This window comes from Bradyrhizobium sp. Pa8 (assembly GCF_052588265.1).
Map to the genome: position 1 here is coordinate 505,965 of NZ_CP176767.1, position 24,941 is coordinate 530,905.

Sequence of the window (24,941 nt, forward strand, 5' to 3'; positions counted from 1 at the left end):
ACTGACATAAATCCGCAGAAAGCAAGGGAAGGAGCACCTCATGCGACACGGAACTCATTTTTGGCTAGCCGGCGCCGTTATTGCCTGCGCAGCCATGGGCTCGGTGCAGTGGTCGGAAGAGGATGGTCTTTCATTCTCGGTTCAGAGCGCACAGGCCCGCGTAGGGCGGCCAGCGACCCCAGTGAGTGTCGCTGGCGTCGCGCGGCGAACAACGCGCCGCGCCGTAGTCGGTGGCGCCGCCGTGGGCGCTGCTGTCGCGGCACCGACGTGCGCCCGCGTGCTGGTCAATGGCGCCTGGGTCTGCCGCTAGAAGAGTCATCTTTCATGGGAAGGTGATCGCAGCGACCGCGCTCGTGGTCGTGTGCGTCTTCTTCTTCGCGCTGCGGTTGGCGTGAGGCCTGTGCCTCACGCCTGCCCCATCACCGTTCGCGTCAGCGCGCTCCGGGCAAACTTCTTCAGCGGCATCGGCTTGCCGAACAGGAAACCCTGCACGAGGTCGAAGCCGAGCTCGTTGGCGGCGACGAGGTCGGCGCGGCTCTCGACACCTTCGGCCACGGTGCGCGCGCCGTAGGCGTGGGCGAGCTCGACGATGTGACGACACACCGTGCGCTTCAGCCGATCGCTGCCGCTGCCGGTGACGAAGTGCCGGTCGGCCTTTAGCTTGATGAAGGGAATCTTGTCCAGATCCATCAGTGACGGCCAGTTGGCGCCGAGATTGTCGATCGACAGGCCGATATTGTGCAGGCGCACCTCGCGGGCGACCTCGACGAGGAATTCGAGATCGCGGATCGCCTCCTCGCTGTCGATCTCGATCGTCAGCCCGCCGAAGGCCGGATGCGTCGGCATGCGGCGGCAGAGATCGCGCACGGCCAGCGGCTCCTTCAGATATGACGTCGGCAGGTTGATCGAGAGATCGACCGGGCTCTGCTGCTCCAGGAGATAGTGCCAGTCCTGCAAGGCGCGCTCGATCACGAACTCCGAGAGCTCGCGCAAATGCGGATCGTGCTCTTCGGGGATGAAGTAGGCGGGCGGCACCACGCCCCAGGTCGGATGCCGCATCCGCACCAGCGCCTCGGCGCCGCTGCGGACCAAGGTGCGCGCGTCGATCTTGGGCTGGTACCAGAGCTCGAGCCAGCCGGCATGAAGCGCCTCGCCGACATACACGGCCGGGCTCGGCGCCGGCTCGTCCGGCAGCAGCATCGCGACGCGCTCGCGCAGCGTCTCCGCGGCAAAGGGCGTGGTCAGTGGCGGCAGCATCGCGAGGCCGTATTCCTCGCCGACCTGCTGCACGGCCCTGACGATGATGGACTCGCGGGCGCCGACGGCGAGAACCTTGCCGTCAAAGGCCTCGCGCACCAGCGTCTCCAGAAACGTGCCGGGCTCGATGCCATCGGCGGCGATGCCGAGCAGGATCAGGTCCGGCAACTCGCGGGTCAGCACGGTCTGCAGCTCGTCCGCGCTGGCGCATTCGCTGGTGACGAAACCAAGATCCTCCAGCACCTCGGCGAGGAATGCGCGCAGATGGCGCTTGCCGTCGGCGACGCATGCGCGCGGCGTTACCTTTCGCCGTCCGAAGGTTTTGGGCCTCCGTCCGGCGAGCTCAACAAGTTCATCGTTCATCGCAAACCACTCCCGTTCCGCGACAGGTGTTAGCGATGGGAGCAGTTTCAAATATGGAGAGCTTCAGTCGATTGTTGAATTATCTGGGTAACGTTAAAGCCCGCATCACGTCTAAAATTGTCTGGATCTTCTTCCAGAAGTTTTTACGTCTGCGCGCGCGCGTGCGGCAATCCCGCGCAATTTTTGCAAGACGCGGCTTGGCTGCGGATGCGCGCGCTGTCCTGTAATCGGACGAGGTCGCGCGCACTTCGCCCAATTGAATAATGGACGCCTCAATTGCCTGTGGCCGTGGCGTGCTGGGGCATGCAGCACCAGCTCACGACCGCGACTCAGGACGGGAAACGCCTTGTAGAATCCGTGCTTGTCGAGCTGCGCATTCAGCTCGTTCAACGCGCTACGAACCGCTCGCGTTTCGCGCGGCGCCGGCGCGCGCGTGCAATGCCGCCATCGTCGATGTCCGCCGGTTCGATCTCATCGCAACCTCCTTCCCCGTCGCTCTTGCGGTGCATCGCAGGATCGGCGCGACAGCAGCGATGGGAGAGTTCATTTTCACGCGATGCGCGCATGTTCCATGGTTTACGCGTGACAGTTCTGCGACAACGCGGCCGGCTGCTGCGGCGCAAATGTGAAGCACATCACATGTGTCTTGCTGCAGCTGCGCTATTGCTGTGCGCAGCCGGTGGTGGGCTGTCGAGGATTACAGCAATGACGACGCGGCGATTGATGTATTGGTGGTTCAGATTCGTTCTGTCAGGGCGATTTACCGATCGCTTCCTGTGCCTGCCGCGGGCGGAGTAGCCGCGCCGCAATATCAGGTCTGTCCGATCAATTTGCGAAACGCCGCCGCGCCGTCCTGTACGGCGTCGCGTCCCTTCCAGGCCAGATAAGACAGCTTGCCGCCGAGCGTGTCGTGGCTGCGCAGCCGGCGCGAGCCGAGAATGTGGCCGACATTGGAGGGGAAGCGGCTCACCTCGGCGGACACCAGCGCCGCGATCGCATCCATCAATTGCTGGAGCCGGAGACCCCATTCGCAACCCTCGATGCCGTCGATGCGGACCTTGAGCGCATATTCGGTGTCGTAGATGTCGGCGAGCAGGTCGCGCGCGACCAGCACGCGGTTGTGCTTGAGCGCGACCCGCAAGGCGAGGCGCTTGTCGTCGAGCCGGTCGAGCACCATGGGAACGACGCAGGCATAGGGCGTGGCGGCGACGTCGGCCACGCTCTTGCTCGCGGCGGTCCTGGTGGCAAGGCGCACCAATTGCCAGGACGTCTTCAGGCGCCTCGCCACGAGCGCCAGCGCAAAGGGCAGCGCGTCGGGGTGGGACTTCCTGAAGGCATCGAGTTGCGCGGTGATCTGGGCAACCTGGCCATCGTCGAATTTCGCGATCTTCTCAGGCAGCTTTTCGTTGAACTTCGGCAGCGCGTCGCCGGCGCGCAGCACTTGCTGCATTTTCCTCACGTCGTCGAAGGCGGTGAGCGAGGCCGTGTATTGCGTGAGCTTGGCACGTGCGGACTCGGTGCTCTCCGCCGATGCGAGGGTGTTCTCGAGGACCTTGAGCACCTTGGTCTGGAAGACCGACGCGGTTTTCAGCACTTCCTTCGGGTTGTTGGCGGTGACCTGGTCGTTGATCGCCTTGATGTAGTCGCGCGCCATGGTCGGCAGCAGGTCGCGGCAGATCCACTCCCAGATCGGCGTGAGCGTGTTGCGTGAAATCCGCCCCGCATTGGCATGCTCGGGCGCGCCGTCGATCAGGAGCAGTTCGAGCGGCGCGAAGAAATTGCGTGAGGGACTGGTGGCGCGTGCCTGGCTCGATCCGTCCTTGCGGAACTCGGCGCGCAACTTCGCCTGGATGTCGGACGAGCCCGGCATGTCGATGCCGCACAGTTCGAGCCGCTCGAGTTCGCTGAGCAGACAGCTGCGCGACAGCGGCGTCAGCCTCTGCAAGAACTCGGACAGCTGATCGATCTCGCTCATGGCACGCAATCTTCCGCAGCGTTTCCCGCAGGCCTGCCGGCCTCATGCGTGGAGGCATTTGCGCGCTCTCAATCGTGACCAAGAGAAGCAAGTCATTGTTAATTTATCCGTAAAAACCGGGAGGCGCGGGCGCGCGCTGGGGAGCGTTGGTTAAGGAGGCATTTCGTTGCCCGCTCAAGTTTTGGGCGAAATCCTCAACCTGCGCGTGGTTAGGCGCGTTGTTACTCAAGCATAAATTGTGCCTGCGCCGGTATTTCAGCACAAAACTGCCAAAATCACCGTAGTCTTACGGAGCAAAAAGTTAACCACAGACGGGCCTCGGTTCCGCTAAACGAGTCACATGGGGTCACAGAACGATACGGCCACCGATTCGCGGCCGTCGGAATGGTTCGAAAGCAGCACTGCTCCGACCGAAGAGCTCGATTTCGCCCGCCTGAACGCCGCCCGCGCCAAGGCGGCCGACGAGATGGCCAGCGCCATCGCCCGCGAGCTCAACGGCCCCCTGACCGCGCTCCTGCTCTACATGGGCGAGATCAAGCACCACAGCGACCAGTTCGCGCCGGTTACCGCCGATCGGGCCTATTTGCAGCGCGTGGTGGAGAATGCGCTGGCGCAAACCGAACGGGTTTGCGGCGTGGTCAAGCAGCTTGCCGGTCCTCACAGGGATGCCTTGCCGATCCCGTCCAGGACCGAGGGCGCCGGATTGAACGCCGCCCGCGCACAGCAAGCGCAGCGTGGGCCGAGCACCGAGTTGCTGGGCCTGTCGGGCCAGAAGCGGCTGACCAAGCGCGAACGCGAGGTGCTGAGGCTGATCAGCGAGGGTTACTCGAACAAGCAGGGCGCGCTGCGGATGCAGATCAGCCCGCGCACATTCGAGAGCCATCGCGCCGAGGCGATGCGCAAGCTCGGCGCGCGCAACACCGCGGACCTCGTCCGTGCGGCGCTGCTGCATTCGATCGATTGATTGAGGTTCTGTCCTGCGCCGCCGGGCGGGCGATCAAGCCTGAGAATGGCCTGGCGACCCGATGGACTCAGAGATAATCCTCGGCGAAAGGGCGCACCCGCGACGGCGGTCGCAGCGACTTGGGCTCTTCCTTCGGCGCGCTCGGAATGATCGTGATGGTCCAGCGCGGCGGCATGCTCGATTCCTGCTCCAGCACCGAGCGAACGAAACCAGTCACCGTCGCCTCGCCAGCCTTCACCGTCGCCGTCCTGCCGTTGAACTGTGCGATGCGGAAGCGACGGACCTCTTTCTGATCCGCAGTCTCATAGGTGAACATGGAAACCCTCCTGGTTTCCGGCGACTATCGCCACCTATGATTAGCCATCTGTGAAAATCCCAAACCGTAGAAGTACGGCGGGCTTGGCGCGGTTTTCGTCAGAGCGTTTTCGAGCGAAGTGGATACGGTGCGCGCAAGCCCCGCTCCGATTCCATCGAAATGAAAATGGCTCTAGCCCAGCGGCTCCTGCGCGCGCGCCGCGGCGTAGGCGTCATCCATCAGGTCCAGGAGACCGTGGAATTCGGCCTCGCCAAGGGTCTCCGCGGTCTGCTCCAGCCGCAGCGCCAGCGCCGCAAGCCTGACATAACCGAACGTTCCGGCCGCGCTCTTCAGCGAATGCGCTTCGCGGATGATCCTGGCGAGGTGCCGCGCGAGCGAGAGCGTGCGGAACAGTTGCAGGCGCGCGCAGGTCTCGCTCCAGAACACGTCACGGACTTCACAGGCCCCGTCCTCGCCGATCTCCCGCACCAGCGCCTCGTACGCACCCGGCTCGCGCGCGGGGGCGGCATCGAGCGCTTTTGGCATCGGCGCGGCGGTCACTTCAAGCATGGCTTTGGCCTGTCCTGGTCAGGGTTCGTCTGCCGCGCGGCCTGTACGGCGCGAGGCACGCCCCGTGTCTACGGCATCCGAATTTCAGTTCCGGTAGCAGGACGATCCGTGTTTGCAGGCCGGCGTTAGCCGCCGGTTTACCAAGGCGCCTGTCAGCGCGGGCCGAGCAGCCGGTCGTACTGGGCCTTCACGGTGGCGTAGCATTCGCACGCCGTCTGGCGCAGGCCGTCCAGGTTGAGGATCTGGATGTGTCCGCGGCTGTAGTGGATGAAATTGGCGTGCTGCAACGTATTGGCGACCAGCGACACGCTGTTGCGGCGCGCCCCGATCATCTGCGCCATCGCCTCCTGGGTCAGCAGCAGCCGGTAGTCGCCGGAGAGGTCATGGGTGTGCAGCAGGCATCGCGACAGCCGCGACTCCACCGGATGGGCGGCGTTGCAGCCCGCGGTCTGCTGGACCTGTGCGTAGACGGCCAGCCCGTGACGGGTGAGCAGCGTCCGCAAGCTGCTGCTCCGGTCGGCCGCGTCGCGCAGCCGGTCGAGGTCCATCACGGAGGCGGCACCGGGGACCAGCACGACCGCCGTGTTCAGCGCGCAGGCATCGCCCATGGTCGAGAGCGTTCCGAGCAGGCTGTCGCGGCCGACCATGGCGACCTGCACATGCTCGCCCTTGGCGAGTTTCACCACCAGCGAGATGACGCCCCGGTGGGGAAAGTAGGCGCGCTTGAGCGTCTCGCCGGTCTCCACCAGGATCGCTTCGTGCGGCAGATCGACCATGCGCAAATGCGGGCGGATCAACTCGTAATCCTCCGCCGACAGTGCGGACAGGAAACCGTTGGATGGACGCGCCATCGTTTCCAAGACTGCCTCCGTCTCAATCAGCCCCCGAAACGCGAAGCGGACGGGCTGCTCGCTGCACGGATAAATTTCATCATGTTCCCGACGGGATATATTGGCAATTGGGACAAGATGTCCGGTAGCGATGGCGCCCCCTGCTGCACTGTGTGCACACCGGCATGCAGGCCGGTTGTGCCGGGCTATCGTCACCGCGGGGCTCCCAGCAGGCGGGCGTGGCAGCCCTTTACCGCCGCATAGCAGTCGCAGGACGTCGTTTCCAATGCGCGCTCGTCGACGATCTCGATCTGGCCGCGGGTGTAGTGGATGATGTCGGCGCGCTGGAGCGCATTTGCGACGAGGGAAATCGCGTTGCGCCGTACGCCCATCATCTGCGCCAGCGTCTCCTGTGTCAGCGGAAGGAACCTGCTGTCGGACAGGTCGCGGGCACGCAGGAGCCAGCGCGCCAGCCGCGCTCCGACCGGGTGCACCGTATTGCACAGCACCGATTGCTGCGCATGCGCGAGCAACACCTGCTCGTGGCGGATCATCAGGCTGCGAAACTGCGCGCTTGCGGCCGCCACCGCCCGGAAGGCCGAGATTTCGAGCACGGACGCAGTCCCGGGGAAGAGCACGGCGGCGTCCGTCGGTGCGATGCCGTCGGCAAGCGCCGCGCCGCTGCCGACGGCGCTGTCGCGGCCCAGCATCGCAACCTCGATCATCTGTCCCTCGGAGAGACCCACCGTAATCGAAACGGATCCGCCGTGCGGGAAGTAGACATGTCGCAGCGCGGCGCCTGCCTCGGCCAGGACAGATTCCCTGACCATTTCGACTGTCGCGAGATGGGGGCGCAGCAGATCGAAATCCGCCGCGCCGAGCATTCGCAGCAACTGGTTGGGCGGGTGGTCGCTCGCGGTCATGCAGGTCTATCCGGCGCGTTCATTAGTACGATCGGGCGCCGCGCCCTTTGCGTCATCTAGTTGCACGGCGATCAATACATATTGTAAAGGTTGTGGGCCCGTCCATATACCCGTTGGAGGGCAGACAGCCTGCGGCATTTGCGGCGGAAATTGAGAATTCGCTCGTGAGCTAAGGGGCCGTCTGCATCAAGCGGCAGGAAAAAGCGGCAAGGGGGCTGTCACGAGCCGGGAGCATCGCGTCCGCGCCGCCATCGGACACCGGCCGACACCTGCGGCTTCCCATCTCAAGCGCGCATGTCCGGCCATCTGGTCTGCGCGGCTTCGCAACACCGCGCTTGTCGCACCCCTTGCCCCCGATTTCCCGACAGGACCGGTGACGCTTGCGGCCATCAAATATTTCGACCCCAGCCAGAGAGCCAGCCAGAGAGAACGGCGTGGCCCACGGTTCGATTTTTGAATCGCCGAAACGGGAAGCTCAAACGGGGCCAGCAGATCTGCACCATATTCTCGTCGTCGACGACGACCCGATGGTGTGCATGGCCATCGAGATCTAGCTGCAGCAGAATAATTTCCGGGTGACGATTGCCGACGGAGGAGAAGCCAGCCTCCGCGCTCTCGAAAACGATCAGGTCGATCTGATGATGATCGATATCTCCATGCCGCATATGCGAGGGTTCGAGTCGATCCCGATCTTCCACGAGCGCGCGCCGGCTATTCCGCTGATTGCGATGTCCGGCTACGCCTTCGCAAATTTGAACGCGCCCGCACCCGACTTCCTCCGGATGGCGCTGGAACTCGGCGCCGCGCGTTGCCTTCGCAAACCGTTTACACCGGACGCGTTACTCGCTGCCATCAAGGATTGCCTCGCGGAGCATGGTGCTGTCTCCGCAATTGGGTTAGCGCAGTAGCAATCGCGGTGGCCGCGAATAAGCGTCCGTTTACCGCAAGCGACGCTGTTGCGGACGGAGCAGGCGAGCAGCACGCGGTCGTGTGAGTGATTCTGATTGCGCGTGATTTGATTCAATTCGCGCGGTCCGTGCATATCGTCCTTCGCCGGCAGGATTTTTCGCGCACGTCGCAGTGTTGTTATCGGAGCGTTTACCTATCGCGTCTGTCGCGTGAGATGCGGCGCCGCTTTTGCCGAAAGACGCAATCGCAGGTCTCGAAGCGCAAACTTGTCTTCAATATCCGTATTAGCACGGAGGCTGAAATTAACGGGACCGTGAAAGGGGTTGTCTAACGATCCAGCCGCGGACCTCCGCCGAACTCCAGGTGCGGCCACTCCAAGTGCGGCCCAGGCGTCGAAGTCCGGCTCAGTAAGGCGTAGCTCATGGATGATCTGTTGCGGGAGTTTTTGACGGAGACCAGCGAGAGCCTGGACACCGTCGACAATCAGCTGGTGAAGTTCGAGCAGGAGCCGAACAACGCCAAGATCCTGGATAACATCTTCCGCCTGGTCCACACCATCAAGGGCACTTGCGGCTTCCTCGGCCTGCCGCGGCTTGAAGCGCTGGCGCATGCCGGCGAGACGCTGATGGGCAAATTCCGCGACGGCATGCCGGTGACGGGGCAGGCCGTGACGGTGATCCTGTCCTCGATCGACCGCATCAAGGAGATCCTCGCCGGGCTGGAGGCGACCGAAGCCGAGCCCGAGGGCACTGACCGCGATCTCATCGACAAGCTGGAGGCGATGGTCGAGCAGGGCATGGCGGCAATGGCGGCTGGCAGCGCTGCTCCCGTTGCTGAAGCGCCGCCGCTGGTGCCGGAAGCCCCTGTTGCTGCTGCGCCTGCACCCGCCAAAGAGATGACGCAGGGCTCGCTGATCGACCAGACCCTGGAGCGGCCGTTGCGTCCGGGCGAAGTCTCGCTCGACGAGCTCGAGCGCGCCTTCCGCGAGACCGCGATCGAAGCGCCGGCCCCTGTCGTCAAGGCCGAGCCTGCGCCGGCTGCTGAAGCTCCGGCACCCGCCGCCAAGGAAGCTGCAAAGCCCGCCAAGGAGAAGGCCGCGCCGAAGAAGTCGATGGCTGACGAGGGTGCCGCCGAAGGCGACCGCATCGCCAACCAGTCGATCCGCGTCAACGTGGATACGCTGGAGCATCTGATGACCATGGTCTCCGAGCTGGTCCTGACCCGCAACCAGCTGCTGGAGATCTCCCGCCGCAACGAGGACACCGAGTTCAAGGTGCCGTTGCAGCGCCTGTCCAACGTCACCGCCGAGCTGCAGGAAGGCGTCATGAAGACGCGCATGCAGCCGATCGGCAATGCCTGGCAGAAGCTGCCCCGCATCGTCCGCGATCTGTCGAGCGAACTCGGCAAGCAGATCGAGCTGGAGATGCACGGCGCCGACACCGAGCTCGACCGCCAGGTGCTCGATTTGATCAAGGACCCGCTCACCCACATGGTGCGCAACTCCGCCGACCATGGCCTGGAGACCCCCGCCGAGCGGCTCGCGTCCGGCAAGGGCGAGCAGGGCACCATTCGCCTGTCCGCCTATCACGAGGGCGGCCACATCATCATCTGCATCGCCGACAACGGAAGAGGCCTCAACACCGAGAGGATCAAGGCCAAGGCGATCTCCTCCGGTCTCGTCACCGAGGCCGAGCTCGAGAAGATGAGCGAAGCCCAGATCCACAAGTTCATCTTCGCGCCCGGCTTCTCCACGGCAGCGGCCATCACCTCGGTCTCCGGCCGCGGCGTCGGCATGGACGTGGTGCGTACCAATATCGACCAGATCGGCGGCACCATCGACATCAAGAGCGTTGCCGGTGAAGGCTCCTCCGTCACCATCAAGATCCCGCTGACACTGGCCATCGTCTCGGCGCTGATCGTCGAGGCCGCCGGCGACCGCTTCGCGATCCCGCAGCTCTCGGTGGTCGAGCTGGTCCGAGCCCGCGCCAACTCAGAGCACCGCATCGAACGCATCAAGGACACCGCTGTCCTGCGCCTGCGCAACAAGCTGCTGCCGCTGATCCACCTCAAGAAGCTCTTGAAGATCGACGACGGCGCCGCCTCCGATCCCGAGAACGGCTTTATCGTGGTGACCCAGGTCGGCAGCCAGACCTTCGGCATCGTGGTCGACGGCGTGTTCCACACCGAAGAGATCGTCGTCAAGCCGATGTCGACAAAACTGCGTCACATCGACATGTTCTCCGGCAACACCATTCTGGGCGATGGCGCGGTCATCATGATCATCGACCCCAACGGCATTGCCAAGGCGCTCGGCGCCGCCGGCTCCTCGGCCCATGACATGGGCGACGAGAACGGCGCGCATCACATCGGAAGTGGCGAGCAGACCACCTCGCTCCTCGTCTTCCGCGCCGGCTCCAGCCAGCCCAAGGCGGTCCCGCTCGGGCTCGTCACCCGCCTGGAGGAGCTGCCGGCCGACAAGATCGAGTTCTCCAACGGCCGCTACATGGTGCAGTACCGCGAGCAGCTGATGCCGCTCGTCGCCATGGAGAGCGTCACCATTGCCAGCCAGGGCGCCCAGCCGATCCTGGTGTTCGCCGATGACGGCCGCTCCATGGGCCTCGTCGTCGACGAGATCATCGACATCGTCGAGGAACGGCTCAACATCGAGGTCGGCGGCTCCGCCTCCGGCATTCTCGGCTCGGCCGTGATCAAGGGCCAGGCCACCGAAGTGATCGACGTCGGCCACTTCCTGCCGATGGCGTTCGCCGACTGGTTCACCCGCAAGGAGATGAAGCCGTCGCAGCACTCGCAGTCGGTGCTGCTGGTCGACGACTCGGCCTTCTTCCGCAACATGCTGGCCCCGGTGCTGAAGGCGGCCGGCTACCGCGTCCGCACCGCGCCGACCGCGCAGGAGGGCCTGGCTGCGCTCCGCGCGCAGAGCTTCGACGTGGTCCTGACCGACATCGAGATGCCCGACATGAACGGGTTCGAGTTCGCCGAAGTGATCCGCTCCGACACCAATCTGGGCGCGATGCCGATCATCGGCCTGTCCGCGCTGGTGTCGCCGGCGGCGATCGAGCGCGGCCGTCAGGCCGGCTTCCACGATTATGTCGCCAAGTTCGACCGTCCCGGTCTGATCGCGGCGCTGAAGGAACAGACCGCGGGTGCCGCCGGCGCCTCCGAGCTGAGCCGGGCAGCGGCCTAAGAGCGGGATGGATCAGGAGATACGCAGATGAGCAACAAGACCCAGACCACCGAAGGCGCCATGGTCGAATACGTCACCGCGATGATCGGCGGCCAGCTGTTCGGCCTGCCGATCTCCCGGGTCCAGGACGTGTTCATGCCCGAGCGCGTCACCCGTGTTCCGCTGTCCTCGCGCGAGATCGCGGGGGTGCTGAACCTGCGCGGCCGCATCGTCACCGTGGTCGACATGCGCGCCCGGCTCGGCCTGCCCAAGCCCGAGGACGGCAAGACGGCGATGGCGGTCGGTGTCGACCTGCGCGGTGAATCCTACGGCCTCCTGATCGACCAGATCGGCGAGGTGCTGCGGCTTGCCGAGGACGGCAAGGAAGAGAACCCCGTCAACCTCGATCCCCGCATGGCCAAGCTCGCCGGCGGTGTCCACCGCCTCGACGGGCAGCTCATGGTCGTCCTCGACGTCGATCGCGTCCTCGAGCTTAAAACCGAAGTGCAAATGGCTGCCTGAGCTAACCAAAACATCGAAGCTGGAGAACCAAAATGAAGACATGTTTGGTGGTCGATGATTCCAGCGTCGTGCGAAAGATCGCGCGCCGAATCCTGGAAGGCCTGGAATTCGAAGTCACCGAGGCCGAGGACGGCTCGAAGGCGCTGGAGATCTGCAAGCGGCAGCTGCCCGACGCTGTACTGCTCGACTGGAACATGCCGGTCATGGACGGCTTCGAGTTCATGGGCCACATGCGCCGCCTGCCCGGCGGCGACCAGCCGAAAGTGGTGTTCTGCACCACCGAGAACAACGTGGCTCATATCGCCCAGGCGCTCAGCGGCGGCGCCAACGAGTACATTATGAAGCCCTTCGACAAAGACATCATCGCCGACAAGTTCGCTGAAGTCGGCTTGATCCCGGTCGGACAAGCCATGGTCTGAGTATCTGGCCCAAGCGTTTCAGCCAGAGTGTCCCCAGTACAGCTTCCGAGAGGCTATCCGTGACCCCGACCGAGTATGAGTATCTGCGTAAGTTCCTGAGGGATCATTCCGGGCTCGACCTGTCCGCAGACAAGCAATATCTGATCGAAAGCCGGTTGTTGCCGCTCGCCCGCAAGGCCGGGCTCTCCGGGATCGGCGAGCTCGTGCAGAAGCTGCAGGGCAGCTCGAGCGCGCTCGTCACCAGCGTGGTCGAAGCCATGACCACCAACGAGACCTTCTTCTTCCGCGACAAGGTCCCGTTCGATCATTTCCGCGACACCATCATGCCTGAGATCATCAAGGCGCGCGCCGGCCGCCGGAGCGTGCGCATCTGGTGCGCCGCCGGCTCGACCGGGCAGGAGCCCTATTCGCTGGCGATGTGCCTGAAGGAGATGGGCGCGGCCCTGACCGGCTGGCGCGTCGAGATCATCGCGACCGACCTGTCGCAGGAGGTGCTCGAGAAGGCCAAGGCCGGCATCTACAGCCAGTTCGAGGTGCAGCGCGGCCTGCCGATCCAGATGCTGATGAAATATTTCAAGCAGACCGGCGAGACGTGGCAGATCAATCCCGAGCTGCGCGCGATGATCCAGCACAGGCAGCTCAACCTGCTGCATGATTTTGCCCAGCTCGGCACCTTCGACGTCATCTTCTGCCGCAACGTGCTGATCTATTTCGACCAGGACACCAAGATCAACATCTTCAACCGCCTGGCCCGCCAGATCGAGGGAGACGGCTTCCTGGTGCTGGGTGCAGCCGAAACCGTGGTCGGACTGACCGACACGTTCAGGCCGATCCCGGATCGTCGCGGCCTCTACAAGCCGAACGACCCGCGTGCAGCGGCAGCCAAACCGGCGATCGCCGGCGCCGCGCCGCCGCGCATGGCGGTGTTGGCAGGACGATAGGCATGGCAGAGGATGGCAAGGGCGCGGAGCGCGTCACGTTCAGTCGAGGCTATGATGTCTGCATCATGGCGATCGACGGCACGTGGCGGCGCGACTGCAAGCTCAATGCGATTTCCGACACCGACGCCATCCTCACGGTGGATGGCTCGATCCAGGGATTGAACCTGAAGGAATTCTTCCTGCTGCTGTCGTCGACCGGGCTCGCCTATCGCCGTTGCGAGCTGGTGCGCGTCAACGGCGCCGAAATGGACATCCAGTTCCTGCGCGGCAAGAACCGGAAGAAGCGCGGCGCCTCCAGCGGCCGGGACGAGGCTGCGTGATTTTCACGCGCGCCTCGTCGTCGTTCTCTGCGACGTTGGTTCACATTTGCTAAAACATCCAGACGAATTCGCCGCGCCGGCTTTACGGGGTTGAAGCGCGATCCGTGTATCGATCGCTCGTCTCAATTCTCAGGATACGGTAATGCCCAGAAGCTCCCTCTCCCCCATCCCGTCAAACCTGCCCGACGTCGCCGAGCGGCGTGCGCTTCAGCTTCTGGTGGTCGACGACGACGCCACGCAGCGCAGCCTGATCACGGTCGCCGCCAGGCAGGCCGGCCATGAAGTGACGGTGGCGCCGTCGGTCGCCGAGGCGATCGAGAAGCTCCGCGCCGCCCGCTTCGACTGCGTGACGCTCGATCTCGTGCTGGAGGATGGCGACGGCATCGACGTGCTGCGCGAGATGGCGGCGGCGAAATTCGCAGGCCACGTGATCGTCATCAGCGGTATGGACGGCAAGCGCCGCAGCGCCGCCCGCAGCTTCGCCCGTTCCGTCGGGATCCAGCTCCAGGGCCTGCCGAAGCCGCTCGATCTCGCCGCGCTGCGCATCAGCCTCGCCAATCTCGGCAAGACCGCAATGGGGCTGCCGGCGATGCATACCTGGGGTGGCGTCGCCACCGACGCGATTGTGGAACGGCACCGCGCCTGAGGCGCGGAGCTGCCATGCGATCGGACGCGGGCACTCCGCCGCGCCGGTCGCAATTCAAGCCGGGTTGCCGGATTCAGACAGGCATTGCAGGGCGTGGCCGAGGCCTGACCGGCAGGCGTTGAGAGCGGCATTCGCGGTGGCATAACGCGGCGTGACGTCGTCGAGTACGAAGACGTCGGCGGAACCTTCCGGATCGTTGCCGTGTTCTCGATCCATGGCTGCGGCGATCCGGCGCATACTGGTCTCGATCTGCGCGATCAGCAAGCGAAGGTCGGCGGCGATCAATCGTTGGCTGTCGGCCTCGGATGTCGCGACCAGCGGCGGCGTATCGGCCAAATTTAGCATGGATATTCTCCGTCTCCTGCAATTAGGCGCAATGCCGCTACTTGTGCGTTAAGTCTATGTCCCGTACAAATACGGGTGGGCCGAATCCGCGCCGAACGCCATAACGGTTGGCGCGGACGCGAGTCCGTAATGCCAACTGGATGTGGCACATGGCCGAGCAAACCTCTCGTGGTGAAATCTTCGTGGTCGACGACGACCCTGCGGTTCGCGACACCTTGTCGATGGTGTTGAAGGCGGCGGGTTATGAGGTGATCTGTTTTGCGGACGGCGCAGCGCTGCTCTCCGTCGCGCGGAACCGTACGCCGGCTGCGATCCTGCTCGACGTGCACATTCCCGGAAAGTCGGGCCTCGACATTCTGAAGGAACTGCACGGCGAAGATTATCCGGCGCCGATCTTCATGATCTCCGGGCAGGGCGACATCTCGATGGCGGTGGGCGCCATCAAGAGCGGCGCGCTCGATTTCATCGAAAAGCCGTTCCGCGGCAGCGAGATCGTCGGCCGGCTGGACGAGGCGATCGGAGCCTATGCACGCAGGCAGGCAGAGAGCGTATCGCCGAAATTCTCTTCGCTGCACTTCCCCGGACGCGAGCCGTTGACGCGGCGTGAACGCGAGGTGCTCGAGCAGTTCGCTTCCGGTGCGTCCAACAAGGAAGCCGGCCGTACGCTCGGCATCAGCCCACGCACCATCGAGGACCATCGCGCCAACATCATGAAGAAGCTCGGGGCGCGCAACGCCGCCGATCTGATCCGCATCGTGATGACCGCGGCCCAACGCGCGTCGTAAGGCGACTGGCCATCTCTCTCGTGCCCCGGACGCTGCGCGTCATGCAATGATGCGCTGCTGAGCCGGGGCCTATCTCTCCAATCTCACGGCTGAGGTTCCTGGGCCCCGGCTCTGCACAGCAGCGCATAGCGCGTCGAAGACGCGCGTGAGCGCGGTTACGGCGCTGCAGTGCGTCCGGGACACGAGACTGTCATCCCTGCAGCGCCTTGCGGATGATCCGCGCCAGATCGGATTTGCGATACGGCTTCGCCAGCAGCAGCACACCTGAATCCAGCCGGCCGTGATGGATGATCGCGTTCTCGGTATAGCCTGAGGTGTAGACCACCCTGAGGTCGGGACGCGTCTTCGACACCTCGTCGGCAAGCTGCCGTCCGTTCAACTTGCCGGGCATGATGACGTCGGTGAACAGCAGGTCGAACGGCTTGCCGGTGGCGACGATCGCGAGCGCCTCCGCGGCGTTCGCAGCCTGCAAGGTGACGTAGCCGAGTGAATGCAGCTGCGCCAGCACGTAGTCGCGCACAAGCCGGTCGTCCTCGACCACGAGGATCGTCTCGTGTCCGCCCTCGATCGTCGACGGCATCACGCCTTCGCCCACGGCTGCGGGCGTCTTGCCGGGCGGCAGATACATCTTGATCGTGGTGCCGTGGCCTTCCTCGCTGTAGATCTTGATGTGGCCCGTGGACTGCTTGATGAAGCCGTAGACCATCGAAAGCCCGAGCCCGGTGCCCTTGCCCGGTCCTTTCGAGGTGAAGAACGGATCGAACACCCGGGCCAGCATGTTCGCAGGAATGCCGGTGCCGGTGTCGCTCACGGCGATCAGCACATAGTGTCCGGGCCTGACGTCGTTGACGCTGGCATAGACCTCGTCGAGATAGGCGGCGCCCGTCTCCACGATCAGCTTGCCGCCGCCGGGCATGGCGTCGCGGGCATTGAGCGCGAGATTCAGGATCGCGGTTGTGAGCTGGTTGGGGTCGACGATCGCGACGCAGCTCTCGTCCTCGAACACCGATTCGATCTGGATCTGCTCGCCCAGCGTCGGGCGCAACAGCCTTGCGGTGTCGATGATCAGCGCGTTGATGTCGACCTCGCGCGGCTGGAGCGGCTGCTTGCGCGCGAAGGCGAGCAGGTGCTGGGTCAGCTCGGCGCCGCGCCCGGCGGCCTCGTCGATCATCTTCGTGATCGCCGCAAGCTCCGGCTCCTTCGCCACCGCGTCGGCCAGGATCTCGATCGTCCCGGTGATGACGGTGAGGATGTTGTTGAAGTCGTGCGCCACGCCGCCGGTGAGCTGGCCGACCGCCTCCATCTTCTCGGCGTGGCGGATGCGCTCCTCGGACGCGATCTTGTCGGTGAGGTCGCGGTAGAACACGTTGAACAGAATGCCTTCGCGGCGTCTCAGCGCCGTGACGCTCAGCTCGGCCCTGAATTCCTTGCCGTCGCGACGACGAACCATGAGCTCGCGGCGGCGATTGAGCGTCTGGCCGTCCCGGGACTCGAGGAAGCGCGCGAGGCCGGCCTTGACCCGCTCCCGCTCGCTCTCGGCGACGATGAGGTCGACCCCATTCCTGCCCAGCGCCTCGTCGCGACGCCATCCGAACAGCTCTTCGGCCCGCGAGCTCCAGTTCAGGATGATGCTGCGGTCATCGGTCTGGACGAAGGCGTCGAGCGCGGTCTCGACGATATTGCGCGCGAGCAGCTCGCTTTCGCGCAACGACTCTTCCGCGCGCCGCGCCTCGGTCATGTCGCGTCCAACGAAGAAGAAACGCTTGGCCTGATCGGACCAGTTGCCGAGCCAGGACAGCCAGACCTCGCGTCCGTCCTTGTGGATGCAGCGGGTGTCGGCGAGCTTCGGGTGCCCGCCGCGCCGGAGCGCGCGCATCTCCTCGCGGGATTGCTCGAGATGCGCGGGATGGATGAAATCGACGCCGCTGCGGCCGATCATCTCGTCCGGCGGGTAGCCGAGCACGGCCTGGCTGCTCGGGCTGACCTGCACGATATGGCCCCGCGAATCCATGATCATGATCAGATCTTCCGAGGCGTCGAACAGCTGCCGCCGTTCCTCGATCTGCTGTTGCAGCGCGCGCTCGGTCCGTCGCGCATCGGTCAGGCTGCGCGCCGTGCCGGACGCGCCGATGATCTCGCCCGAATCGCCCCTGATCGGTGACAGGCTCACCGAGATTTCGACCGGACTGCCGTCCTTGCGCAGGCGCACCGTTTCGAAATGCTCGATCCGCTCGCCCGTCGCAATCCGCCGCAGATAGTCCTTGCCCTCTTCGCGGCGATCGGGTGGCAGGAGGATCAAGGTCGGCTGTCCGACCGCTTCCTCGGCCGTATAGCCGTAGAGGCGCTCGGCCGCCGCATTCCATCCGATGATGATGCCGTCGAGCGTCTGCATGACGATCGAATCGTCGGAGGATTCGACCGCCGCACTGAACAGGCGTTCGCGCACGGCAAGCTGGTCGCGCGCGGCCTCGGTGCGCCGCCGCTCCTCGACCTCATGCTCCAGCGCTGCCGTCTTCGCCCGCATCTCATCGATCAAGCGGGCAAATGCCCGCGCCAGCACGCCGGTCTCGCCGGGGGCGTCGGTTGGAATTCTGATGGAATTGTCCCGACCGAGCCACTCGACCGCCGCAGTGAGCTGCCCGATCGGCCGGGTCAACGACCGCGCCAGCAGCACGGCCAGCATGGCGGCGACCAGCACCGCGATGAGGCCGATCGTGATAGTCGTTCTTTCGATGGTGACGGCCGGCGCCATGAAGACGGCGTTGGGCACGACGCGGATGATACCGACCCACTGGTCCTCGGCCAGGATTGCGGGTGCGATCGCGGTGCCGCTCGGCTTGCCGTCACTGCCCGGCACGACCTGGGTCGCACCCAGCGTCGATCCGGTGATGGCTGCGAAATAGGGGAAGTCGTCCTGCCAGCGTGTTGGCGTCCCTAGTTGCGAACCGAACTCGCGGGTGCGGTCCGGATCCACGAGATAATCGCCGTTACGGCCGACCACATAGACCGATTCACCGTTCCGGATCGATATCCTGATACGGTCGAACACCTGGCGCATGTCGACATTGACGACGACGATGCCGAACAGCCGGTGATCGGGCCCAAACAGGGGCGCCGCGACGCGCAAGGTCGGAACATAGGGCATCTGAAGCACGCCGTCGTCGATGTCCAGTTCGACCGGTGAGACGATGACCCGGTCTTCTGCCTGCTTGATCGCCTCCTGGAAGAAGGAGCGCTCGTCCTTGTTCTGCAAGGCATCGTCGGGAACGGCTCGCACCGCTCCGTTCGGGCCGGAGCGGTCGACGCGCAGATATTCGACGCCATCGGCGCCGATGATGCGGAATTTTGCGTAGGCCGGGTTGGCGCCGACGTCGGCCACGAGGCGCGTCAGCAACCGGTCGCGCCAGGTCTTCTCCGAGAGGTGGTCGACCGGATCGACCCCGTCGTTGAAATGGGCATCGATCATGCCGCGCGCGGCGGCACGGGAGCGGAACGTCGCAACGTCGGCGCGGGCGCCGTTCAGATGCGCTTCGAGCTGCGAGGCCAGGAGCCGCGAGTGGCCCTCGATACGGTCGAGCACGCGCGGCAGGAAGGCTTGCTCCAGGCTGTAATGGCTCAGCCATCCGACAGCGGCGACCGCAGCTGCGACCAGCAGGATCATTGCGATGGCCAGCCGGGTCGCGAGGGTCATATCGGCCTTCGCGCCGCGTCGCGAGCGGTCCCGAATGTCCTGCTACGCTGCAACATGGATCACCCCGTCATCGGCTGCCGGAGCCGACATTAGCTCGCGGCGCTGATGTGAGGCAGCCGTCGACAGCGGCGAGCAGGGCGTCCGGCCGGAACGGCTTCTGCAGACTTGCGACCGCGCCGAGCTTGGTCGCCATCTTCAGAAAGTCCGGCTCGGCATAGGCGTCCGGGGTGACGACGCGGCCGGAAATGACGATGATCGGAAGGGCCGGCTGCAGCACGCGGATGTGGCGCATCGTCTCCAGTCCGTCCATGCCGGGCATGAATATGTCGAGGAACAAGAGGTCGAACCGGCTCGCCTCGAACCGGGCAAGTCCCTCGTAGCCATCGCCGGCGACCGTGACGTGATGACCCGCTCTCTCCAGGATCAGCCGGATCGTGATCTGCACGGCCGGATCGTCATCCACAATCAGGATGTTGGCCACGTCTGAAACCCTCCGGGCCGGATGGGACGTCCAGCGGCCCCAAATCAAAGCATCAAATGCGAAATTGTTGCGCGGTTTCCGTCCGGCCTGCAAGCACTTCGCGGCCGACACCTTGTCCGCCTCGCGCGATTCCGGCGAGGTCGGTCATATGCATGCTTACGTGCACATGGAGCCCCTGACGCGCGCCCGGGTCGTGTCGCGCCTAATCGGTCAGGTATTCGGGATGGTGGCTCCGGATCTTGTCGAGCTCGCTGAGCGTGCCCGACAGGTGCTTGCGCAGATGCTGTTGCGCGGCGTCGGCGTCTCCGGCCTCGATCGCGCGCGTGATCAGCTTGTGGTGGCGGACGATGTTCTGGGCCTTGCCGGGCGAGGGCAAATGCAGTCGGCGCAGCCGGTCGATATGTCCGCTGCGGCTGCGCACCAGCGTCCACAGGTCTTGCTTTCCGGCGGCGGCGTAGAGCTGGGCGTGGAAGTCGTTGTCGGCGGCCATGAAGGCCTCGAAGTCGCCGGCCTTGGCAAATTGCTGTTGTAGCGCGATGGCATGATCCAGGCGGACCACGAGCGCCGCGTCCCTGCCGGCGGCTAGCAGGCGGACGATCTCCAGTTCCAGTGCCTGACGCAGGAAATGCGCCTGCTCGGCGCGGCTGATGTCGATCCGGCTGACGACAGTCGCGTGCTGCGGAAACACGTCGACCAGGCCTTCCTCCTCCAGCCGCATCAGCGCATCGCGCACCGGCGTCGAGCTGACGCCGAACTGGCCGGCAAGCTCGGCGCGTGACAGGGGGGCGCCCGGCGGCAGCTCCAGGGCGATGATCGCATTGCGCAGCCGCTCGAACACCTGCGGCGCGGCCTGGCGGGCGCGGTCGAGCCGGGCGGCAGGTCTCGAAGCGGTTTTCGCCGCGCGCGGCGCGGTGTGGGTTGCTTCCATGTCGGGTCCCGCGGGCTTGCCTTTGATGCACTAATATATTAGTGCATCAGCAGGGTCAACGCAGCGCGACGCGCACCCGGAGGAAACACACAACAATGATCAAGCATCTTCGTAGCAAGCTTGCGGCTGCCGCCCTGATCGCCGCAACCGTCCTGCCGCTATCCGCGGCGCATGCGCAGCAGAAGTCCGAGATCTCGCTGTCGCGCCAGCCCGGCATTTTCTACATGCCGAGCCACATCATGGAAAAGCAGAAGCTGATCGAGAAGCACGCAGCTTCGCTCGGCGTACCCGGCGTCACCACCAAATGGGTGACCTTTTCCGGCGGCGGCGCGCAGACCGACGCGCTGCTCGCCGGCGGCGTCGACATCCTCAACACCGGCACCGGCAATCTTCTGCTGCTGTGGGACCGCACCCGCGGCGGCGTGAAGGGCATCGTCGCGACCTCGGCGCAGCCGATGACGCTGATCAGCCGCGACGCCAACATCAAGTCGATCAAGGATTTTGGTCCGAGCGACAAGATCGCGGTGCCGACGGTGAAGGTTTCCACGCAGGCGATCGTGCTTCAGATCGCAGCCGCCGAGGCCTTCGGCGCCGACCAATGGTCGAAGCTCGACGCCAACACCGTGCAGCTTGGCCATCCCGACGCCTATGCGGCGCTGTCCAATCCCAAGCACGAGGTGCACACCCACTTCTCGATCCCGCCTTTCACTTTCCTCGAGCTGAAGAACGTGCCGGGCGCGCATGTCGTGCTGAACTCGCCGGACGTGATGGGCGGTCCACTGAGCCAGGCCCAGTTCTTCACCACGACCAAATTCGCCGATGCCAATCCGAAGATCATCCAGGCGGTGCGCGATGCCACCAAGGAAGCGCAGGATCTGATCCGCAGCGACACCAAGCAGGCGGTCGAGATCTATAAGGAGATCACGGGCGACAAGACCTCCGTGGAAGAGCTGCTCGATCTCCTGAAGGAGCCCGGCATGATGGAATGGAATCTCGAGCCGCAGGGCACGATGAAATTCGCAGCCCATCTGTTCAAGACCGGCACGCTGAAGAACCAGCCCAAGGCCTGGACCGATTACTATCTCCCCGTCGCGCACGACCTGAAGGGCAACTGATGGCGCTGCTCGACGTCAACGGGGTGACGCTGCGCTACAAGACCTCCAGCGCCGTCGTCACTGCCACCGAAAGGGTCAGCTTCACCGTCGACAAGTCCGACCGCTTCGTGCTGCTCGGGCCGTCCGGCTGCGGCAAGTCGACCCTGCTCAAGGCCGTCGGCGGCTACATGACGCCGAGCGAGGGCCGCATGACCATCAACGATCGCGAGATCCACGGTCCGGGCGCCGACCGTATGATGATCTTCCAGGAGTTCGACCAGCTCCTGCCGTGGAAGAGCGTGCTCGCCAACGTGATGTTCCCGTTGCTGACCGCGCGAAAGCTGTCGCGCAAGGACGCCGAGGCGCGGGCGCGGTCCTATATCGAGAAGGTCGGCCTCACCCGCGTCGTCGATGCCTATCCGCACACGCTGTCCGGTGGCATGAAGCAGCGCGTCGCGATCGCGCGCGGCATGGCGATGGAGCCTGATATCCTGCTGATGGACGAGCCGTTCGCCGCGCTCGACGCGCTGACGCGCCGGACTTGCCAGGACGAGCTGCTTCAGCTCTGGAGCGAGACCAAATTCACGGTGCTGTTCGTGACGCATTCCATCGCGGAAGCGATCCGCATCGGCAACCGCATCCTGCTGCTGTCGCCGCATCCCGGCCGGGTCAAGGCCGAGGTCGTCGATGTCGACAAGGTCTCGAATGGAGACGGCAGCGCCGGCCGGCTGGAGAAGGAGATCCACGATCTCCTGTTCGCCGCCGAAGCCACGGCGCATTGAGGGGGCCAGTCATGGGCGAAGCGAGAATATTGCTGCGTGACGCGTCGGTTGCCGCGACCGGCGGTGCGGGCGAGGTCGAGCGCAAGCTGAGCGTGCCGGAGCTGTTGTGGAACGACGGCTTTGTCCGCAAGACCGTCATCATCCTGTTCCTCGCAGCCGTCTGGGAGGCCTACGGGGTTTTTCTCGACAATCCCCTGCTGTTTCCGACGCTGCACGACACCATCGTGACGCTGTACGACCGGGTCAAGGACGGCACCATTCCGATGCGCGCCTGGACCTCGCTGAAGGTGCTGTTCATGGGCTATTCGGCCGGCATCGTGCTGGCCGCGATCTTCACCGTGCTCGCCATCTCGACGCGGATCGGCACCGATTTTCTGGAAACGGTCACGGCGATGTTCAACCCGTTGCCGGCGATCGCGCTGTTGCCGCTCGCGTTGATCTGGTTCGGGCTCGGCAATGGCAGCCTTGTTTTCGTGCTGATCCATTCGGTGCTGTGGCCGGTCGCGCTCAACACCCATTCCGGCTTCAAGAGCGTGTCCAATACGCTGCGCATGGTCGGGCGCAATTACGGCCTGCGCGGGCTGCCCTACGTGGCCAAGATCCTGATTCCCGCCGCCTTCGGCTCGATCCTCACCGGCCTCAAGATCGGCTGGGCCTTTGCATGGCGCACCCTGATCGCGGCCGAGCTGGTGTTCGGCGTGTCCTCGGGGCAGGGCGGGCTCGGCTGGTTCATCTTCGAAAACCGTAACCTCCTCGACATACCTGCGGTCTTCGCAGGCCTCTTGACGGTGATTATCATCGGGCTCTTTGTCGAGAACCTGATCTTCCGCGCCATCGAGCGGAATACCGTGCAGAAATGGGGCACCCAATCATGACCAAGAAGAAAATCACGCCCGACCAGCTCCGCAGCGCGCGCTGGTTCGCGCCCGACGACCTCCGCTCGTTCGGCCACCGCTCCCGCACCATGCAGATGGGCTACGCCCCGGAGGAGTGGAAGGACCGCCCCATCATTGCGATCCTCAACACCTGGTCGGACGCGCAGCCCTGCCACATGCACTTCAAGTCGCGCGTGGACGACGTCAAGCGTGGCATCCTGATGGCGGGCGGCCTGCCGATCGAGCTGCCGGCGCTGTCGCTGTCGGAATCGCTGCTGAAGCCGACCACTATGCTCTACCGCAACCTGCTCGCCATGGATGCCGAGGAGCTGCTGCGCAGCCATCCCGTCGACGGTGTGGTGCTGATGGGCGGCTGCGACAAGACCACGCCGGCGCTGCTGCTGGGCGCGACCTCGATGAACATCCCGGCGATCTATCTGCCGGCGGGTCCGATGCTGCGTGGTAATTGGAAGGGCAAGACGCTCGGCTCCGGCTCCGACGGCTGGAAATACTGGGACGAGCGGCGCGCCGGAAAAATCTCCGACAAGGACTGGCTCGACATCGAAGCCGGCATTGCGCGGAGCTACGGCACCTGCATGACCATGGGCACGGCCTCGACCATGACCGCGATTGCGGAAGCCATCGGCATGACGCTGCCCGGCGCCTCCTCGATTCCGGCCGCCGACGCCAACCATATCCGCATGGCCTCGGAATGCGGCCGCCGCATCGTCGAGATGGTGTGGGAGGATTTGACGCCGAAGACGATCCAGACCCGCAAGGCGTTCGAGAACGCAATTGCTGTGGCCATGGCGATGGGCTGCTCCACCAACGCGATCATCCATCTAATCGCGCAGGCCCGCCGCGCCGGCCTCGACATCGGCCTCGACGATTTCGAGACGGCGAGCCGCAAGGTGCCCGTCATCGCCAACGTCCGTCCGAGCGGCGATGCCTATCTGATGGAAGACTTCTTCTATGCCGGCGGCCTGCCGGCGCTGATGGGCCAGATCAAGCCGCATCTGCATCTCGACTGCATCACCGTCACCGGCCAGACGCTGGGTGAGAACATCGCGCATGCCGAGGTGCACAATGCCGATGTCATCCGCGGCGTCGACAATCCCATCTACAAGGAAGGCGCGCTCGCCGTGCTCAAGGGCAATCTCGCGCCCGACGGCTGCGTCATAAAACCCTCCGCCTGCGCGCCGCGCTTCCTCAAGCACACCGGGCCGGCGCTGGTGTTCGACGACTATCCGTCGATGAAGAAGGCGGTCGACGATCCCAACCTGGACGTTACCGAGGACCACATCCTCATCCTGCGAAATGCGGGGCCGCAGGGCGGGCCGGGCATGCCGGAATGGGGCATGCTGCCGATCCCGACCAAGCTCGTGAAGCAGGGTGTGCGCGACATGGTGCGTATCTCGGACGCGCGCATGAGCGGCACCAGCTACGGCGCCTGCATTTTGCACGTCTCGCCGGAGTCCTACATCGGCGGCCCGCTGGCGCTGGTGCGGAACGGCGACCGCATCACGCTCGACGTCGCCGCGCGCACCATCAATCTCGATGTGCCCGAGGCCGAGCTCGAAAAACGCCGTGCCGCCTGGAAGCAGCCCGAGCGCCGCTTCGAGCGCGGCTATGGCTGGATGTTCACCAAGCACATCAAGCAGGCCAATGACGGCTGCGACTTCGACTTCCTGGAGACCGATTTCGGCGCGCCGATCGGCGAGCCGTCCATCTACTGACGCTGTCGTTCCGGGCCGCGCGTAGCGCGAGCCCGGAACCCATTTCACCGCAGTGCGTGCGGCCCGATGGATTCCGGGCTCACGCTTCGCGTGCCCCGGAATGACA

24 protein-coding genes are annotated in these 24,941 nt (G+C 64.7%); 14 read left to right on the plus strand and 10 right to left on the minus strand.

Features of this window, described 5'->3' with window-relative positions; genetic code table 11:
• Positions 1-405: 405 nt before the first annotated feature.
• Entirely contained in the window at positions 406-1,620 is a 1,215-nt protein-coding gene (locus ACKWRH_RS02380; protein WP_014490558.1) for an EAL domain-containing response regulator, read from the minus strand.
• Between the two features lie 35 nt (positions 1,621-1,655).
• On the opposite strand from ACKWRH_RS02380, the gene ACKWRH_RS02385 reads away from it, so the two are divergent.
• A complete protein-coding gene (locus tag ACKWRH_RS02385; RefSeq protein ID WP_445219164.1) occupies positions 1,656-1,847 on the plus strand; it encodes a hypothetical protein in 192 nt (63 codons plus the stop codon).
• Between the two features lie 584 nt (positions 1,848-2,431).
• Here ACKWRH_RS02385 and ACKWRH_RS02390 read toward each other — a convergent pair.
• A complete protein-coding gene (locus ACKWRH_RS02390; protein ID WP_445219165.1) occupies positions 2,432-3,595 on the minus strand; it encodes a hypothetical protein in 1,164 nt (387 codons plus the stop codon).
• A 340-nt stretch (positions 3,596-3,935) separates the two neighbouring features.
• On the opposite strand from ACKWRH_RS02390, the gene ACKWRH_RS02395 reads away from it, so the two are divergent.
• Positions 3,936-4,559: a LuxR C-terminal-related transcriptional regulator gene (locus tag ACKWRH_RS02395; protein WP_445219166.1), complete on the plus strand. Its 624-nt coding sequence runs from the start codon at positions 3,936-3,938 to the stop codon at positions 4,557-4,559.
• Positions 4,560-4,626: 67 nt separating this feature from the next.
• On the opposite strand, the gene ACKWRH_RS02400 is transcribed toward ACKWRH_RS02395, so the two are convergent.
• The 4 genes from ACKWRH_RS02400 to ACKWRH_RS02415 form a co-directional block, all read right to left on the minus strand.
• Entirely contained in the window at positions 4,627-4,875 is a 249-nt protein-coding gene (locus tag ACKWRH_RS02400; RefSeq protein WP_063980459.1) for a hypothetical protein, read from the minus strand.
• Between the two features lie 171 nt (positions 4,876-5,046).
• Positions 5,047-5,424 (minus strand): Hpt domain-containing protein, encoded by a 378-nt coding sequence (locus tag ACKWRH_RS02405; protein ID WP_445219167.1) that lies wholly within the window; start codon positions 5,422-5,424, stop codon positions 5,047-5,049.
• Between the two features lie 152 nt (positions 5,425-5,576).
• Entirely contained in the window at positions 5,577-6,275 is a 699-nt protein-coding gene (locus ACKWRH_RS02410; protein WP_445219168.1) for a Crp/Fnr family transcriptional regulator, read from the minus strand.
• A gap of 191 nt (positions 6,276-6,466) precedes the next feature.
• Positions 6,467-7,177: a Crp/Fnr family transcriptional regulator gene (locus ACKWRH_RS02415; RefSeq protein ID WP_445219169.1), complete on the minus strand. Its 711-nt coding sequence runs from the start codon at positions 7,175-7,177 to the stop codon at positions 6,467-6,469.
• Between the two features lie 554 nt (positions 7,178-7,731).
• On the opposite strand from ACKWRH_RS02415, the gene ACKWRH_RS02420 reads away from it, so the two are divergent.
• From ACKWRH_RS02420 to ACKWRH_RS02450, 7 genes are all read left to right on the plus strand, one after another.
• Positions 7,732-8,085: a response regulator gene (locus ACKWRH_RS02420; protein ID WP_445222608.1), complete on the plus strand. Its 354-nt coding sequence runs from the start codon at positions 7,732-7,734 to the stop codon at positions 8,083-8,085.
• Between the two features lie 422 nt (positions 8,086-8,507).
• Positions 8,508-11,291 carry a hybrid sensor histidine kinase/response regulator gene (locus ACKWRH_RS02425; protein WP_445219170.1) on the plus strand — a complete coding sequence of 928 codons (2,784 nt, stop codon included), beginning with the start codon at positions 8,508-8,510 and terminating at the stop codon, positions 11,289-11,291.
• Between the two features lie 27 nt (positions 11,292-11,318).
• Positions 11,319-11,792, plus strand: a complete 474-nt coding sequence (locus ACKWRH_RS02430) for a chemotaxis protein CheW (RefSeq protein WP_445219171.1) — start codon at positions 11,319-11,321, stop codon at positions 11,790-11,792.
• A gap of 32 nt (positions 11,793-11,824) precedes the next feature.
• Positions 11,825-12,211 (plus strand): response regulator, encoded by a 387-nt coding sequence (locus ACKWRH_RS02435; protein WP_036044878.1) that lies wholly within the window; start codon positions 11,825-11,827, stop codon positions 12,209-12,211.
• Between the two features lie 59 nt (positions 12,212-12,270).
• Positions 12,271-13,152, plus strand: a complete 882-nt coding sequence (locus tag ACKWRH_RS02440; RefSeq protein ID WP_445219172.1) for a CheR family methyltransferase — start codon at positions 12,271-12,273, stop codon at positions 13,150-13,152.
• Between the two features lie 2 nt (positions 13,153-13,154).
• Positions 13,155-13,472, plus strand: a complete 318-nt coding sequence (locus tag ACKWRH_RS02445; RefSeq protein ID WP_071908598.1) for a pilus assembly protein PilZ — start codon at positions 13,155-13,157, stop codon at positions 13,470-13,472.
• Between the two features lie 142 nt (positions 13,473-13,614).
• On the plus strand, positions 13,615-14,118 hold the full coding sequence (locus tag ACKWRH_RS02450; protein ID WP_304492372.1) for a response regulator: 504 nt from the start codon (positions 13,615-13,617) through the stop codon (positions 14,116-14,118).
• A gap of 54 nt (positions 14,119-14,172) precedes the next feature.
• On the opposite strand, the gene ACKWRH_RS02455 is transcribed toward ACKWRH_RS02450, so the two are convergent.
• Positions 14,173-14,463 (minus strand): hypothetical protein, encoded by a 291-nt coding sequence (locus ACKWRH_RS02455; protein WP_445219173.1) that lies wholly within the window; start codon positions 14,461-14,463, stop codon positions 14,173-14,175.
• Positions 14,464-14,612: 149 nt separating this feature from the next.
• Here ACKWRH_RS02455 and ACKWRH_RS02460 point away from each other — a divergent pair, with 149 nt between their 5' ends.
• On the plus strand, positions 14,613-15,248 hold the full coding sequence (locus ACKWRH_RS02460) for a response regulator transcription factor (protein WP_028160526.1): 636 nt from the start codon (positions 14,613-14,615) through the stop codon (positions 15,246-15,248).
• Between the two features lie 190 nt (positions 15,249-15,438).
• On the opposite strand, the gene ACKWRH_RS02465 is transcribed toward ACKWRH_RS02460, so the two are convergent.
• The 3 genes from ACKWRH_RS02465 to ACKWRH_RS02475 form a co-directional block, all read right to left on the minus strand.
• Positions 15,439-18,939 carry a PAS domain S-box protein gene (locus ACKWRH_RS02465; RefSeq protein ID WP_445219174.1) on the minus strand — a complete coding sequence of 1,167 codons (3,501 nt, stop codon included), beginning with the start codon at positions 18,937-18,939 and terminating at the stop codon, positions 15,439-15,441.
• Positions 18,940-19,006: 67 nt separating this feature from the next.
• The gene (locus ACKWRH_RS02470; protein ID WP_445219175.1) at positions 19,007-19,420 is read right to left on the minus strand and encodes a response regulator; all 414 of its coding nucleotides are present in this window, start codon (positions 19,418-19,420) and stop codon (positions 19,007-19,009) included.
• 202 nt (positions 19,421-19,622) lie between these two features.
• Positions 19,623-20,348: a GntR family transcriptional regulator gene (locus tag ACKWRH_RS02475; protein ID WP_445219176.1), complete on the minus strand. Its 726-nt coding sequence runs from the start codon at positions 20,346-20,348 to the stop codon at positions 19,623-19,625.
• A gap of 95 nt (positions 20,349-20,443) precedes the next feature.
• Between ACKWRH_RS02475 and ACKWRH_RS02480 the strand changes: the two genes are divergently transcribed.
• From ACKWRH_RS02480 to araD, 4 genes are read left to right on the plus strand one after another with little or no spacing between them, the layout of a single operon-like run.
• Complete coding sequence (locus ACKWRH_RS02480) at positions 20,444-21,463, plus strand: ABC transporter substrate-binding protein (protein WP_445219177.1); 1,020 nt, start codon at positions 20,444-20,446, stop codon at positions 21,461-21,463.
• Entirely contained in the window at positions 21,463-22,224 is a 762-nt protein-coding gene (locus tag ACKWRH_RS02485; RefSeq protein WP_445219178.1) for an ABC transporter ATP-binding protein, read from the plus strand. Before ACKWRH_RS02480 ends, ACKWRH_RS02485 begins: the two co-directional genes overlap by 1 nt.
• A gap of 11 nt (positions 22,225-22,235) precedes the next feature.
• Entirely contained in the window at positions 22,236-23,099 is an 864-nt protein-coding gene (locus tag ACKWRH_RS02490; RefSeq protein ID WP_445219179.1) for an ABC transporter permease, read from the plus strand.
• Positions 23,096-24,835 (plus strand): L-arabinonate dehydratase, encoded by a 1,740-nt coding sequence (gene araD / locus ACKWRH_RS02495; protein WP_445219180.1) that lies wholly within the window; start codon positions 23,096-23,098, stop codon positions 24,833-24,835. Before ACKWRH_RS02490 ends, araD begins: the two co-directional genes overlap by 4 nt.
• Positions 24,836-24,941: the final 106 nt, after the last annotated feature.

Excerpts from the sequence above, each read along its gene's own strand:
- ACKWRH_RS02380 (WP_014490558.1), bottom strand. The coding sequence starts at position 1,620 with ATGAACGATGAACTTGTTGAGCTCGCCGGACGGAGGCCCAAAACCTTC.
- ACKWRH_RS02385 (WP_445219164.1), top strand. The coding sequence starts at position 1,656 with ATGGGAGCAGTTTCAAATATGGAGAGCTTCAGTCGATTGTTGAATTAT.
- ACKWRH_RS02390 (WP_445219165.1), bottom strand. The coding sequence starts at position 3,595 with ATGAGCGAGATCGATCAGCTGTCCGAGTTCTTGCAGAGGCTGACGCCG.
- ACKWRH_RS02395 (WP_445219166.1), top strand. The coding sequence starts at position 3,936 with ATGGGGTCACAGAACGATACGGCCACCGATTCGCGGCCGTCGGAATGG.
- ACKWRH_RS02400 (WP_063980459.1), bottom strand. The coding sequence starts at position 4,875 with ATGTTCACCTATGAGACTGCGGATCAGAAAGAGGTCCGTCGCTTCCGC.
- ACKWRH_RS02405 (WP_445219167.1), bottom strand. The coding sequence starts at position 5,424 with ATGCTTGAAGTGACCGCCGCGCCGATGCCAAAAGCGCTCGATGCCGCC.
- ACKWRH_RS02410 (WP_445219168.1), bottom strand. The coding sequence starts at position 6,275 with ATGGCGCGTCCATCCAACGGTTTCCTGTCCGCACTGTCGGCGGAGGAT.
- ACKWRH_RS02415 (WP_445219169.1), bottom strand. The coding sequence starts at position 7,177 with ATGACCGCGAGCGACCACCCGCCCAACCAGTTGCTGCGAATGCTCGGC.
- ACKWRH_RS02425 (WP_445219170.1), top strand. The coding sequence starts at position 8,508 with ATGGATGATCTGTTGCGGGAGTTTTTGACGGAGACCAGCGAGAGCCTG.
- ACKWRH_RS02430 (WP_445219171.1), top strand. The coding sequence starts at position 11,319 with ATGAGCAACAAGACCCAGACCACCGAAGGCGCCATGGTCGAATACGTC.
- ACKWRH_RS02435 (WP_036044878.1), top strand. The coding sequence starts at position 11,825 with ATGAAGACATGTTTGGTGGTCGATGATTCCAGCGTCGTGCGAAAGATC.
- ACKWRH_RS02445 (WP_071908598.1), top strand. The coding sequence starts at position 13,155 with ATGGCAGAGGATGGCAAGGGCGCGGAGCGCGTCACGTTCAGTCGAGGC.
- ACKWRH_RS02450 (WP_304492372.1), top strand. The coding sequence starts at position 13,615 with ATGCCCAGAAGCTCCCTCTCCCCCATCCCGTCAAACCTGCCCGACGTC.
- ACKWRH_RS02455 (WP_445219173.1), bottom strand. The coding sequence starts at position 14,463 with ATGCTAAATTTGGCCGATACGCCGCCGCTGGTCGCGACATCCGAGGCC.
- ACKWRH_RS02460 (WP_028160526.1), top strand. The coding sequence starts at position 14,613 with ATGGCCGAGCAAACCTCTCGTGGTGAAATCTTCGTGGTCGACGACGAC.
- ACKWRH_RS02465 (WP_445219174.1), bottom strand. The coding sequence starts at position 18,939 with ATGACCCTCGCGACCCGGCTGGCCATCGCAATGATCCTGCTGGTCGCA.
- ACKWRH_RS02475 (WP_445219176.1), bottom strand. The coding sequence starts at position 20,348 with ATGGAAGCAACCCACACCGCGCCGCGCGCGGCGAAAACCGCTTCGAGA.
- ACKWRH_RS02480 (WP_445219177.1), top strand. The coding sequence starts at position 20,444 with ATGATCAAGCATCTTCGTAGCAAGCTTGCGGCTGCCGCCCTGATCGCC.
- ACKWRH_RS02485 (WP_445219178.1), top strand. The coding sequence starts at position 21,463 with ATGGCGCTGCTCGACGTCAACGGGGTGACGCTGCGCTACAAGACCTCC.
- ACKWRH_RS02490 (WP_445219179.1), top strand. The coding sequence starts at position 22,236 with ATGGGCGAAGCGAGAATATTGCTGCGTGACGCGTCGGTTGCCGCGACC.
- araD (WP_445219180.1), top strand. The coding sequence starts at position 23,096 with ATGACCAAGAAGAAAATCACGCCCGACCAGCTCCGCAGCGCGCGCTGG.